9 protein-coding genes and 1 riboswitch are annotated in these 13,187 nt (G+C 66.5%); all 9 genes read right to left on the bottom strand.

Annotation, left to right across the window (positions count from 1 at the left end):
- Positions 1 to 17 precede the first annotated feature (17 nt).
- Positions 18 to 872, bottom strand: coding sequence for a uroporphyrinogen-III C-methyltransferase (cobA, locus tag TK90_RS04010; RefSeq protein WP_012982210.1), 855 nt, complete (start codon positions 870 to 872; stop codon positions 18 to 20).
- Positions 869 to 2,161: a cobyrinate a,c-diamide synthase gene (locus tag TK90_RS04005; RefSeq protein ID WP_012982209.1), complete on the bottom strand. Its 1,293-nt coding sequence runs from the start codon at positions 2,159 to 2,161 to the stop codon at positions 869 to 871. The genes cobA and TK90_RS04005 overlap by 4 nt, the downstream gene beginning before the upstream one ends.
- Positions 2,158 to 2,772, bottom strand: coding sequence for a cob(I)yrinic acid a,c-diamide adenosyltransferase (gene cobO / locus TK90_RS04000; RefSeq protein ID WP_012982208.1), 615 nt, complete (start codon positions 2,770 to 2,772; stop codon positions 2,158 to 2,160). The genes TK90_RS04005 and cobO overlap by 4 nt, the downstream gene beginning before the upstream one ends.
- 59 nt (positions 2,773 to 2,831) lie before the next feature.
- Positions 2,832 to 3,122: a DUF2149 domain-containing protein gene (locus TK90_RS03995; RefSeq protein WP_012982207.1), complete on the bottom strand. Its 291-nt coding sequence runs from the start codon at positions 3,120 to 3,122 to the stop codon at positions 2,832 to 2,834.
- On the bottom strand, positions 3,119 to 3,562 hold the full coding sequence (locus TK90_RS03990) for a MotA/TolQ/ExbB proton channel family protein (RefSeq protein WP_012982206.1): 444 nt from the start codon (positions 3,560 to 3,562) through the stop codon (positions 3,119 to 3,121). The genes TK90_RS03995 and TK90_RS03990 overlap by 4 nt, the downstream gene beginning before the upstream one ends.
- A gap of 143 nt (positions 3,563 to 3,705) precedes the next feature.
- The gene (locus TK90_RS03985; RefSeq protein WP_012982205.1) at positions 3,706 to 8,253 is read right to left on the bottom strand and encodes a cobaltochelatase subunit CobN; all 4,548 of its coding nucleotides are present in this window, start codon (positions 8,251 to 8,253) and stop codon (positions 3,706 to 3,708) included.
- Positions 8,254 to 8,377: 124 nt separating this feature from the next.
- Positions 8,378 to 8,932, bottom strand: a complete 555-nt coding sequence (locus tag TK90_RS03980) for a cob(I)yrinic acid a,c-diamide adenosyltransferase (protein ID WP_012982204.1) — start codon at positions 8,930 to 8,932, stop codon at positions 8,378 to 8,380.
- Positions 8,933 to 8,935: 3 nt separating this feature from the next.
- Complete coding sequence (locus TK90_RS03975) at positions 8,936 to 10,780, bottom strand: TonB-dependent receptor domain-containing protein (RefSeq protein ID WP_012982203.1); 1,845 nt, start codon at positions 10,778 to 10,780, stop codon at positions 8,936 to 8,938.
- 141 nt (positions 10,781 to 10,921) lie between these two features.
- A riboswitch (cobalamin riboswitch) is annotated at positions 10,922 to 11,171 on the bottom strand.
- 45 nt (positions 11,172 to 11,216) lie between these two features.
- Positions 11,217 to 13,115 carry a hypothetical protein gene (locus TK90_RS03970; protein WP_012982202.1) on the bottom strand — a complete coding sequence of 633 codons (1,899 nt, stop codon included), beginning with the start codon at positions 13,113 to 13,115 and terminating at the stop codon, positions 11,217 to 11,219.
- Positions 13,116 to 13,187 lie beyond the last annotated feature (72 nt).

Genomic DNA, 13,187 nt, shown 5'->3' with positions numbered 1-13,187 from the left:
CCTCCGCACTGTAGCGATCAGCCGACTTCATGCGTCCCCGGCCCGGGCTCGAAGCCCGGCGTGGCAATCGTCTCGCGCAGGCGCACCACCTCGCCCACGATCAGCAACGCGGGCGACTGGATGGCCAAATCCGCAACCCGCGCGGGAAGGTCCGCCAGCGTGCCCTCGATGACGCGCTGCGTCGGGCGCGTGCCCTGCTCCACCAGCGCGGCCGGCATCGCGCCATCCGCGCCCGCCGCCATCATCTCGCCGCAGACCTCGGCCAGGGTGTGCAGCCCCATATAGACGACCAGGGTCTGCTGCGGATAGACCAGCGAGGCCCAGTCCAGATCGGTCTCGCCGGCGCGGCGATGGGCGGTCACGAACTGGCAGCGATAGGCATGATCGCGATGGGTCAGCGGGATCCCGACATACGCCGCGCAGCCACCCGCCGCGGTGATCCCCGGCACGATGCGGACCGGGATCCCGGCCGCGGCGATCGCCGCGGCCTCCTCGCCGCCGCGACCGTAGACGAACGGGTCCCCACCCTTCAGGCGCACCACGTAGTGCCCCTCCCGTGCCAGCGCGATCATGCGCTCGTTCAGGTCCCCTTGATCACAGCTGTGCCGTGAGCGGGCCTTGCCCACATACAGGCGCTGCGCCTTCGGGTTGGCCAGCTCGAGGATCGCCTCCGGGATCAGGCGGTCGTGCAGCAGGATATCGGCGTGCTGCATCGCGGCCACGGCGTCCAGTGTCAGCAGGCCCGGATCGCCCGGCCCTGCGCCGACCAGATCCACGCAGCCGGGCTTTCGCTCGCCGCGCAACGGGATGCGGGCCCCGGCGTGCGCCCCAGGCCCGATCCGCGCCACCTTGTCCCGTTGCCGATCACTCATGCTCGAAACAGCTGCGCCGTGGCCGCGGGGTTGGAAGGGAACCAGGCATGTAGGTAAGTGGCGGTCAGGCGACCATCACGATAGATCGCCTCCCCCTGCGAGCCCGTCCCGCGGGCCCGCCAGCAGTGACCATAGGGTTCCAGACCAACCTCGGAGCGGGTGTGGTGAAAGGTATGCCCGCGCAGCTCGCCTTCCGGCAGCGGGGCCGCCTGGAGCCCCAGACCCTGCAGGCGGTCTGCCAGCTGGGCCTTGCCCGGCACCAGCCCGGCCATGGCCGCGGCATGACCCTCGCGATTGGCCAGTTCATCCAGCAGGTAGAGAAAGCCCCCGCACTCCGCCAGGATGGGGCGACCCGCCGCATGATGGGCCTCAAGGTCCGACTTCAGGACAGCATTGGCGGACAGCTGATCCAGATACAACTCGGGGTAGCCACCCGGCAGCCAGACGGCATCGGCCTCTGGTAACCCGTCCCCCGCAAGCGGGGAAAAGAACCGCAGTTCGGCGCCCATCTTCTCCAGCAGGCGCAGGTTGGCCGGATACATGAAAGCAAAAGCCGCATCCCGCGCAATGGCAATGCGCACGCCGGACAGCGCCGCCTCGATCGGCGCAATTGTTTCCGGATCAAAGCGCACCGGCTCCGGGAGCCCTGTCACCCCAGCCTCTTCAATCGCGGCCGCTGCCGCCTCCAGCCGCGCATCCAGATCGGCGATCTCGCCGGCCTGCACCAGCCCCAGGTGACGATCCGGGACACTCAGCGTCTCGTTGCGCTGCACGGCCCCGAAAAACCGGATCGCGTCCGGGGTGCAATCCTCCAGCATCCGCGCGTGCCCCGGACTGCCCACCCGATTGGCGATCACGCCGGCGAATGACAAGTCCGGGCGGTAGGTCGACAAGCCGTGCACCAGCGCCCCGAAAGTCTGACCCATACCGCTGGCATCCACGATCGCCAGGATCGGCAACCCGAAGGCCTGGGCCAGATCCGCGCCGGAGGGATCCCCGTCGAACAGCCCCATCGAGCCCTCCACCAGGATCAGATCGGACTCCTGGGCCGCCTCGTACAGCATCGCTCGACAGGCTTCTTCCCCGACCATCCACAGATGCAAGGCGTCGACCGGATGCCCGGAGGCCTGTTCCAGGATCATCGGGTCGAGGAAGTCGGGGCCGGTCTTGAACACGCGCACGCGCCGGCCCTGGTTGCGCTGGTAGCGGGCGATGGCGGCAGTGATCGTGGTCTTGCCCTGGCCCGAGGCCGGGGCCGCCACGAACGCGGCGGGGCAGGTCACACTCACAGCTCGATCCCTTTCTGCGCCTTGATGCCGGCCTGGAAGGCGTGCTTGACCGCGCCGATCTCGCTGACGGTATCGGCCGCCTCGATCATCGCCTTGGGCGCGGCGCGGCCGGTGGTGATCACATGCTGCATCGGCGGGCGGTTGGCCAGTTCTTCGAGCACCTCGGCCACGTCCAGGTACTGGTATTTCAGGGCGATGTGCAGCTCGTCGAGCAGCACCAAGTCGACGTTCGGATCCCGCAGCATGTCGCGGGCATGCGCCCAGGCCTCGCGGGCCGCCGCCACGTCCTTCTCGCGGTCCTGGGTCTCCCAGGTGTAGCCCTCGCCCATCACGTGGTACTGCACGTGGTCCTGGCCACGGAAAAAGGCTTCCTCGCCGGTGGCGAACTGACCCTTGATGAACTGCACGATGCCGACCTGCATGCCGTGCCCCAGGGCGCGCGCGACCATGCCGAAGCCCGAGGAACTCTTGCCCTTGCCATTGCCGGTCAGAATCAGGAACACGCCCTTTTCTTCCTGGGCCTCGGCGATCTTGCGATCCACAATCTCCTTCTTGCGCGCCATGCGCTGGGCGTGGCGTTCGGCGCGTGCCGCTTCGGTGTCGTCGCTCATCTTTCTGTTACTCCTTGATTCGTTGCGTCATACGGGGATTCGGACGGCGCCGGGAGTGGTTATTCCCCAATCAGGATCATCCGCCCGGTATCGGGGTCGCGGTAGACCTGCCCCATGGATTCGAAGCCCGAGCCAGCCTCGCCGGCGCCTTCGGGCGGGTCCGGGATCTCGCGCCCGGGTTCGATCTCGGTGCCGCCACTGGCCGGTTCCAGCCCGCTGCCCGAGGCGGCCATCACCACCATCAGGCCGACGGCGAACACCAGCATGATGTCGGCCAGATTGGCCAGTGGCCCCATTGGCTCTTCGTCGGGCGCGTCGAAACGGCTGGCGCGGTAGTGCGGGACCCTCATGCCGCCGCCTCCATACGCTCCATCGCCGCGTCATACCAGCGCCGGCGCAGCCGCCCGAGCAGGAAGCCAAGGATGCCGACCAGCAGCCCCAGCACCGTGGTGTTGAACGCCACCGTAACGGCCTGGGCGAGGATTTCCAGTTCCCCACGCCCCATCGCCGCCAGCCCCGGCCCCAATGGGATCAGCGTACCCATCAGCCCGAGCATCGGACCGATCCGTGCCAGCAGATCGGCGCGGTCGATACGGCGCCGGGCACGGTAGGCGAGGCGCTCGGCATCACCACTCAGTTCCAGACGGCGTACCCCACCGGAGCGTTCGCCCAGTGCCAGCCCGAGCTCCCAGACGGCCACCGCGACCAGCACCAGCAGGCCGACAATCACCGGCTCCAGCAGCCAGCGCACCACGGTGTCCATCAGCTCCATCGTGATCGAGAACGACATTCGGTTTACCTCGTTACCCTTTGTTCATTCATGACCCCAGCCCCGTAGGAGCCTGCTTGCAGGCGAACGCTTCTGCCCGTGTCCGACTTTGGCAGGGGCTTCGCCTGCAAGCAGGCTCCTACAGGCAAAATATCCCGCGAGCGTTATCGCCGTCGGCCCACGGCAATGCCGCCGAGCAGCAGCAGGAACAGCGCAGCGGCGACCAGCCAGGGGAGCCAGGGCATGCCCGCCGCCTCGTCACCGGTTTCCTGGCCGCCGTCGGCCTCGGCCGGCTCGGGGATCTCCTGCATCTCTTGTGCCGTCGGGTCTTCCAGCGGCTGGATCTCGGTGACACGGTTGGGGTCGGCTTCGGGCTCCGCCCGCTCGATTTGCGCGGCCGCGCGCACGGCGTCAAAGGCCTCGCGCAGATCGGCGTCGTCCAGGCGCTCGGCCACCTCGTCCAGCATGGGGTGATCGGGGCGCGTGTGGCCGCTGCCGGGCAGGCCGTGTTCGGCGACCAGTTCCGCGAAGCGCTCGGACAAGGCCTCCAGCACCTCCGGATCGGCCTCCCAGAACCCGTGACTGGCCGCGACCAAGTGCACGGCCTGCAGGTGTGTCTTCACGTGCACGTTGTGGCCATCGGCCAGGAAGTCGTCCAGGCCCAGTCCGTGGCGGTCCTGCAGATACACGTCGTGCACCTCGTCCCAGACCCAGGAGCGGATGACCTCCGGGTTGGTCACCTGCCAGCCCCACAGGTTGTCGACGAAGTCCCGGGTCATGGTGCGGGCCCCGGCATAGCCGTGATCCATCAGCGGCTCGATCCACTGCGGATTCAGGTTCTGCCCCTGCAGCTCGCGCATCAGCGCGCGGCCGAGCGTTTCCACCCGCGGGTCGTCCGGGTCGGCATGCTGCAGCACGCGGTTGTCCGGCACCTCGCCGCGAATGCGCTCGACCGCGGTCGACAGACCACCCTGGAAATCAAAGCCGTCGTCGTTGTCCAGCAGGCCGTAGAGGTGCGAGGCGCGCCCAAGGTAGGTCCGCCCGACCTGGCCCAGCCGGGCCTCGAAGGCCTCGTGTGCGGAGCCACCGGACTCATCCGCGCCATAGGCATGCCCCATCCGGCGCAGATAGGCCGCCCCCAGTTCGGCACGATCCTCCCAGGCCCCGGAACGGTCCGCGAGACGATTGACCCCGGCCCCATAGGCCCCGGGGGCGGTACCGAACACCCGCAGCGCGGCCTGCTGACCCGCCTCGAGGCCATTGAGGCCTGCGGCGCGCAGGGCCTGGGTGTCCTCCACCCATTGGGCGGCCACATCGTTGCGCGCCAGGGGCTCGGTGCCCGGATCGCGCAGGTCTTGCCCCAGCGGGGCCAACGCCGCTTCCAGTGCCTCTTCCAGCTCGGGGTACTCGGCAAGAATGGTCTCGGACGATCCGTCCAGCGCGAGGCGCGCGGCCCGGTCTAGCCACACCAGCTGGTCCTCGTAGAGGTCGCGGAACAGACCGGAGGTGGTAAACAGGGCATCGCGACGTCGATCGCGCCCGGCTTCATCAAGGTCCATGCGCTCCAGCCCCTGGACGATCCCGCGACTGTTCCAGGCCGGACGAATGCCCAGCATGTCCATGCCAAAGGCGATCATCACGCCCTCGTCGCGCACAGTGTCTGACGCCCAGAGGATGATCGCCTCGCTGCCATCCGCCTCGGGATCGCCGTGCTCGCGGGCATCCGCGGCCAGTTCCTGACCGATACCCCAGGCGATACGCGTGGGGACCAGGTCCGCCGCCAGCGCGTGGAAGTTGCGCCCGGTCGGCAACACCTCCGGCGTACGGATCGGGTCATTGCCCTGCCCTGGCGGCACGAAACGGCCTTCGAGCGCCGCCAGCAGATGCGCACGCTCGCTGGCCGGGGATCCACGCAGCTTCGCATCCCAGTCGTCGTCGACCGCGTCGTCACCCGCCATCGACTCGAGCATCGTGTCCACAGCCTCGTCGCTCCAGTCGCGTCCGAACACATGCAGCCCCAGCGGCATCTGGTCTTCCTGCATGTCGGTCAGGTAATGCCCGATCTCGTGGACCAGCAACTCCTCGTCCATCTCCGCCAGCGCGGTCGGTGTGGGTTCGTCATGACCCTCATCCGCATGCTCGTCCGCGTGGTCATGCTCATGGGCATGCTCGTGCTCTGCATCCCCGTGTTCCCGGTGATGGACCGCGTCGCGATGTTCGTCGCCGTGTTCGGCTCCGTGGTCTTCGCCATGTCCCGCGTGGTCCTCGTCCTGATGCCCCTCGTGATGATCACCGTGACCATCATGGTGATGCCCGTGATCGTGATGGTGACCCCGCGCCAGTTCACGCTCGATGGTTTCGGTCAGGCCGAGCTCATCGATGCGTTCGCGCAGGGTCTGGACTGCCCGCGAGCGCGTCGCGGCATCCGGCTGCGCGGCGGCCTCGTAGGTCTCCACCAGCTGGCGCAGTTCCAGCAGGCTGTCGTAGAGCTCGGTGGCCGCCAGCGGCGGGGTCAGGTGGCTGATCATCACGCCCATGGCGCGGCGCTTGGCCTGGATGCCCTCACCCACGCCATCGACAATGTAGGGATAGATGATCGGCAAAGCCCCGCCAAGGAGCTCGGGGTAATCATCCGGTGCCAGCCCCGCGCGCCGGCGCGGCAGGAATTCGCGGGTCGAGTGGCGGCCGACGTAGACCAGCGCGTCCGCCTCGAAGTGATCGCGGATCCAGTGGTAGAAGCCGACATACTGGTGGGTCGGCGGGAACGTGGTATTCGCGTGCAGCAGGCGCTCGCTGACCTCCCAGCCGCGCGGCGGCTGCGGGCCGATGAACACATTGCCGAACTCGATCCCCGGGAACAACATCTCGCCGTCGCGGGTCATCGCCTCGCCCGGCGGCTCGCCCCAGCCGGTCAGGCCGGGGATGCCCGTGCGCACCAGCGCCTTGCGCAACTGCTCGGTGGTCGCGTGCGCGTCCTCCCCCGCCAGCGTGGCCTCCCAGGCCTCCTCGTACTGGGCCAGCAGGTCCAGTGCCCGCTCCTGCGCCGCGTGCGGATAACTCTCGAGCATGTGGCGCAGATCACCGACACCGCTTTCCAGCCCAGCTTGCGCGATCTCGACCTTGTCGGCGGCCCTGGCGGCCTCCAGGCGTGCCTGCAGGTAGCCGATCGGTCCGTCGACCAGCTCCGCCTGCACCGCGGCGGGCAAGCCGTCGAAATACGCCTGGTACTGATCGCGATCCAGCGAGGCGACCCGGCCGGCGATCGCGTCCAGTGCATCGGCCTGTTCCGGCAGATTCACCGCCCGGTCCTGGATCATGTCCAGCAGGGTCTCGGCATCCTCCGGCACCTCGTCCCCGAGGTCATACCCGGCGGCCTCCAGCCGTTGCAGGATCTCCAGCAGCGATTCCGGGACATCCAGCTTGTCGGCGCCGATATTCTGGCGACCGGGCGGATGGTTGTAGTACACGACCGCGACCCGCTTGTCTGCGTTGTCCAGCTGGCGCAGCCGGTCCCACCGCTGCATCCGGTCGGCCAGGGCCTCCACCCGCTCGCCCACCGGCTCGGGCAGGGCCAGTTGCACGCCAGTGCGTTCGTCCCGCGTGGGCTCGCCAGCCGTCGCCAGCACCATCGGCTGGCTGGCGCCCTGCAATTCCGGCATGGCCACATGATAGTGGACCTTGTCCCAGGGGATGCCCTCGTGCGAGAGCCGCCACTCGGTCTCGCTCACGTCCGCCAGGCGAATCCCCTTGACCACCGGGACATCCAGTTCGGCGAAGGCCTCGGCCACCGCCTCGCGGTTGCCACCGCCGCCCACAACGAAGTCCTGCAGGCTGACGATCCCGCTCAGCTCGGCGGGCGCCGCCGATGCGGCGAGCTTCTCGACCGCCTCGCGACTGGCCCCACCCCAGCGCGCGAGTACCGCGAAGCACTGGATATCCCGGGCCTCCAGTGCCTCGCAGGTCGCATCCAGCAGCTCGCGGTCACCAGGACGGTCACCGGTATCCAGGTCCAGCACGGCCACGGCCGGCCTGGCATCCAGGCCAAGATCCTCCGGATCGGCGACCGACTGGCCATCCCGGTAATAGCGGATGGTCTCGCGCGGATCCGGTTCCGGCACCTCGATCGAGTGCCCGCCCCGGGCAGCCAGCCAGCGGATGAGGCCCTCCATGTTCTCCGGTGTGCGGCCCTGATAGAACGCTCGTCCGGTCAGCCAGTCGGCCTGGTTTGAGAAGCGCTCCTGCTGCCGGGCCAGATGCTCGCGCGGATCCTCGCCCGCTTCGGGATTCTCGGCCAGTTCGGTCCGGGCCTCCTCGTCCAGTCCGTCGAGCACGGCCTGGCCGTCGATGCGGGACAGCGCAGTCAGACGCCGTTCGCTATTGATCGCGAGAATCGGCGCTGACTCGGCCGGCGGCTCTTCGCGCAGCAGACGTTCGAGACGACCGGCCTGATCCCCGAACACCGCTGCCACGAGTACCGCGTCGGCATCGCGCCACAGCGCCTGGACGGACGAGTCCGACTTGTCCGCCAGCTGCTCCGGAGTGCGCAGCACCACCTCGGCATCCGGCACGGCCTCCAGGAATCGATGCGCACCGGCGGCCACCTCGGGGGCCGAGCGCTCGGAGACGATGCCGACGATTTTGGGATCCGCCCAGGCGGGCGCGCTCCACAGCACAATCACCAGCAAAACCACACCGCGTTTCCAGAAGGACATGCGATAAACCCCGAAGAAAATCCGATGGGGCGACGCCACCGGTACCGTGGTGGCGCCGCCAATCCGTTATACGCAGGAAGGTGCCGTGGAAACGGCACCCGAAAACCGGCAAAGGCAGATGAAGTCAGCCGCGTTTGTTGGCCGGCTGCCAGAGGACTTCCGCGCCGTTCTCGTGACGTGCAAGCACACGGCAGAGCACGAACAGAAGATCCGACAGGCGGTTGATGTAGGCCAGTGAACTCGGCCGCAGCGCCTCATGGTGATTCACCGCCACCAGACGACGTTCCGCGCGCCGGCAGACCGTACGGGCGATGTGGCAGTCGGCCGTGGCCGGGCCACCGCCCGGCAGGATGAACTCCTCGAGCGGCGGCAGGTCGGCATTGAAGCTTTCCAGCTCCACATCGAGCCGCTCCACAGAGGCATCCGGCAGTGCCTGATGCCCCGGCACTGCCAGCTCCGCCCCCAGGTCAAACAGCTCGTGCTGAACCAGGGCCAGCACGCGCCGAACCTCTTCCGGGAGATCGTGGACCAGGACCCGGCCCACGACACTGTTCAGCTCGTCCACATCACCAAACGCCTCGACACGGTGGCTGTCCTTGTCCACCCGCGAGCCATCCCCCAGGCCCGTCCGGCCCTCGTCACCCGTGCGGGTCACAATCTTCGACAGTCGATTACCCATGCATCACCTCTGCTGGTAGCGCAGCTTGACGAAGGCGGCCCGCCCCGGCTGGTTGTACCCTCCGGCGGTCTCGTAGTCCTTGTCGAACACGTTATTGACCGTCGCCTGAATCTGCCATTCCGGCGCAATCTGATAGCTCGCCCGCAGGTTCAGCAGTCCATAACCGGAAAGGCGCTCGTCGTTATTGGCGTCGTTATATGAGCGGCTCTTCGCGATCACCGAGCCGCCCATTGAGAAACGCTGAAACTTCCGATCGAGATCCATACGGGCCGTAATGGGAGAGCGTCTCTGCAACTCGTTTCCCGTTTCCCGGTCTCGGGCATCCAGTAGGGTCAGTGAAGCGCCTGAAAGCCATTGGCCAAATTCGTATCGGCCATCCACTTCGACTCCCCGAATTCGTGCTTCCTCAACGTTTTCCGGTGGAGCGAACCCTGCAATCAAGTTTTCAACTCGTGTCTCGAAAGCGCTCAAATCAAGATATCCGGATCCCGCCGAATAACGGGCCCCTATTTCGAAAGTTTCAGATTCCTCTGGATCAAGGTCAGGGTTGCCGCGGAAAAACCCGATGTCAGGATGGTAAAGTTCGTTAAACGTTGGGGCCTTGAATGCTGTCCCGTAAGAAGCCCGCAGTCGCCATGCTTCCGCGACCTGGAATCCCCAGGCGACTTGACCGGTAGTTTTACTACCGAACTGTTCATTGTCGTCGTATCGTAACGAACCCTCCAAAGTATGCCGGCCTAGATCGGCTTGGAGAACCCCAAACCCACCAATGTTGTAGCGGCTGGTCTCCTCATATTCGTCCGTACCGAATCCCTCTCTTAGCCCAGGATCATCGACCTGAATACGGTCCTCACGGGCGTCAACGCCTGCCGTGAGGAACAGCTGATCCGACAGGACGATTTCGTTCAACCAGTCGATCGAATCACGCTTCGTGTCATAACGCGATGTGAATTCCCCATCCACATAGCGATCATTCTCATCACGTGCATGTGCAACACTCAGCTCAGTATCCCAACGGTTATTCACCGGGATGCGGAACCCCGCACGGAAGGCTGCATGGACAAAGTCGGTGTAGTCATCTCCCTCCGTACTGTCAAACTCTGACTCCCCTTCCGAGTACAGTACGTTGCCGAAAACCTCAATCCCATTGTCTAGTCGATGGGTCACCTTGGTCGCAAGCGAAGTGTTGTCGTAGCCGTCACGGTCATCGTCACCAACGTCATCCTGCACATTGATGCCGTCGGTCTCGAAATGGCTGAGCGAGAAGCTGTAGTTCGTGTTCTCGGTTCCGCCGGCCACTCCCACACCCGTTTCCCAGGTGTTGAAGCTGCCGCCCCCGACAAACGCGTTGACCCTTGGTGGCCCCTTCTGACCCTCGCGGGTAAAGACCTGCACCACGCCACCAATGGCGTCGGAGCCGTAGATGCTGGTCCGCGGTCCGCGCACCACTTCGACGCGCTCGATCTCCTCCGGTGGCAGGAACTGCCAGCTTGCGCCGCCACTGGTGGCCGACCCCATGCGCACGCCGTCGATCAGAAGCAGGGTGTGGTCGGAGCTTGTCCCGCGGGTGTAGACGGAAGTGGTCTTGCCGAAGGCGCTGTTCTGGGAGGTCTCGATCCCGGCGCGGCCCTCCAGCAGATCGGTGAACTGCTGGGGCTGCAGGCGTTCGATCTCTTCGCGGCCAATGACGGTAACCGAGGACAGGGTCTCGTCGACGGTCTGCGCGACACGCGCGGCCGTGACCTGAACCACATCGAGGGTGTGCGCTTCGGCATTGGAGTCTGGCGTGTCGGCCAGTAGCGGGGTCGTGGCCAGCAGGATGGCCGTGGAAAGTGCTGTGCGTTTCATGTCGTCCGTGTCTCCCGGCGAGCCGCCCGCACGCCGTTGATTCATCGGGATCACGCAGACGAGGGAAGATAGACACGAGGGGGACCCAGCACAGCCGCTATGCGACCAGGCCTGATCATCCGCCTCGCATGCCCGCCGCATGCCGCGCGATCATTCCCTGGCCGGTCTCCGGGCTGACGAGCGTTCCGGTGCGGCGCCTTCCCGAACGATTCCGTTCAGTGGCATGTGCCGCGACCATCAGAGGCCATCATGGCCTCTCGCTCGATCACCGTTGCGGGGGCAGCGTCGGATTCGTCCGCAGGCATCCAGATACCTTTGGCGGGCTCACCGAACTTCCCGTTTAACCCGCCGGCGAGACACGCCGACGGGCACCAGAAAACGCACGAAAGCCTACACCATTGGTCAAGAAATTACCAGACCCGGGAAACGCGCAACGTCAGGATCGCTGGGCCTCTGCCTGCACATAGCGCACACCGCGCTTGAGCAACCGGCCCCAGGACTTGTCCTGCAGCATGGCGTCGAACTCCGGCGAACGCTCGGCACGCAACGCCACCGGCGGCATCTGTGCGCCCTCGTCCACCGGGTGCGCGGCCAGCATCTCCAAGCGCTCCTGATTGGCACCATATTGCTGTACCAGGAAATCACGCATGGAGTCGGACAGGGGCAGGTGGTAGATGCGTGTCAGGCGCAGCGCCAGCCACTCCGCCATACGTCCGAGATCCTGGCGCACCATGCGCACCATGGCCGAGCCCAGGCCCGCCTTGGCATCCGCATTCATGCCGACGTACAGCCCCCCGAGATAGGCGGCCGGATTTGCATAGATCGCACGCTGGATACTCGGGTTGGTCAGGTCGACCAGAGGCTCGAGAATCAGTGCGAGCTGGATGCCGATGCGCTTGGCGGTGTCCGCATCCAGCAGGTGTCCGCCAAAGTAGAACAGGTCGCCCTCGCGCCGGATGCCGAGCTCGGACAGGTATTCACAAAACCGGTCGGCCAGGCGCAGTTTCTGGTCATCCGTCAGTTCGATCACCTCCTCGCTCACCCGAATACCGCGCGCACTGCGCTTGAACCAGCTTTGCTGCCCCTTCTTCTCGACCTCCCGGCGTCGCAGCGCCTCCCAGCGCTCGACCGCAGCGGTATAGCGACTCTGCGCCTGCATCAGCTGGTCCCGTGCCGCGCGCAGGTCCTCAACCTGACGCAGCGCCCGCCCAAGCAATCGGCCCTCCGGCGAGTTCACGGGCGGGCGGGCCTGCTCCAGCTTCGCGAGTGCATCCAGCACATCGCGCCCGAGGTCGAGGGTCGACGCACGCAGGACCTGCGGATCCAGCCCACTGGCCGGGCTTTGTGCCAGCAACATCGCCAGCGAACGCAGGCGGCTGACCACGCCCGCCTGCGCAACACGGAAACGGTTGCCCTGGTACTCGAGCCGGTCCAGCGCATGCCCCAGCCGCCAGCCACCCGACCACTCGAAACTCAACCGCCGGATCTGCCGCCCGTTGACCATCTCGAAGGCCAGCACAAACATGGCCTGCGCATCATCCAGTGTGCAGCGCGACAGGTCGTCCGAGTCCGCCGCGGAGAACAGGCGGTCCAGAAACTGATCGATCCGCCGGACGCCATCCTCGCGCGTCGGCGCGACGCCCTGCAGCCGGTCGCGCAGCGGGTCCGCCAGCTCGGAGGCATCGTGGTGCAGTTTTTCCAGCGCGGCCAGACGCGCATCCGCCGTGGCGTCCACCAAGTCCGCCACGCGCGAGCGCAGCCCCAGTCGGCGGTAGATCTCGATCTGCTCGGCCGCCGCCGCGAGGCTGGTATCGCCCGTCATTTCGCGCACCGCGACCGCGACGCCTTCCGGAGAGATATCCACCTCGTGCAGCAGCACCTCGGCGGCCTTGCGCCGTCGCATGTCCGGTGCCATCTCGGCCATCGCCAGATCGCGCGTCACGAACAGCAGATCCGGCAACAGGTCGATCGTATTACGCAGCTGATCGCGCGAGCGCTCCTGCCGCTTGCCCCGCGTGGCATCGGCAATGAATCGCGCCAGCAGGCCAATCACCCCGAACAGCAGCGTGTAGACCGCAAAGAAGATGAAATTCTGGGCCGGGGCGGCGTGACCAAAGCCCAGGAAGTAGCCCCCCTGCATTGCGAGGAAGGTCACCGGGCCGGCCGCCCACAACAGCTGCAGCATGTTCAGCGACCAGGGCACCTTGCGCGCAGTCGCCGCGACCTCGGTGATCCGGCTGCGTCCGGCGGCCTCGATCAGCACATGGTCCTGGCTCGGACTGGCGGCCTGGGGGGCCTCCTGCCGCTGTTGCCGCTTGCGAAACCTGCCAAACACCCGTCGTCCCTGCCCCTTCAGCGTTTCCGTGAAGTGTAGGGAAAACAGAGAGGTTGCGGGTGTCCGGTCAGG

Source organism: Thioalkalivibrio sp. K90mix, from assembly GCF_000025545.1.
Taxonomy (GTDB): Bacteria; Pseudomonadota; Gammaproteobacteria; order Ectothiorhodospirales; family Ectothiorhodospiraceae; genus Thioalkalivibrio.
Note: the sequence above shows the minus strand (reverse complement) of the source record. Positions and strands in the feature narration are given on the sequence as shown.

Coding starts and splice junctions, on each gene's coding strand:
- cobA (WP_012982210.1), bottom strand. CDS start 872: ATGAGTGATCGGCAACGGGACAAGGTGGCGCGGATCGGGCCTGGGGCG.
- cobO (WP_012982208.1), bottom strand. CDS start 2,772: ATGAGCGACGACACCGAAGCGGCACGCGCCGAACGCCACGCCCAGCGC.
- TK90_RS03995 (WP_012982207.1), bottom strand. CDS start 3,122: ATGAGGGTCCCGCACTACCGCGCCAGCCGTTTCGACGCGCCCGACGAA.
- TK90_RS03990 (WP_012982206.1), bottom strand. CDS start 3,562: ATGTCGTTCTCGATCACGATGGAGCTGATGGACACCGTGGTGCGCTGG.
- TK90_RS03985 (WP_012982205.1), bottom strand. CDS start 8,253: ATGTCCTTCTGGAAACGCGGTGTGGTTTTGCTGGTGATTGTGCTGTGG.
- TK90_RS03980 (WP_012982204.1), bottom strand. CDS start 8,932: ATGGGTAATCGACTGTCGAAGATTGTGACCCGCACGGGTGACGAGGGC.
- TK90_RS03975 (WP_012982203.1), bottom strand. CDS start 10,780: ATGAAACGCACAGCACTTTCCACGGCCATCCTGCTGGCCACGACCCCG.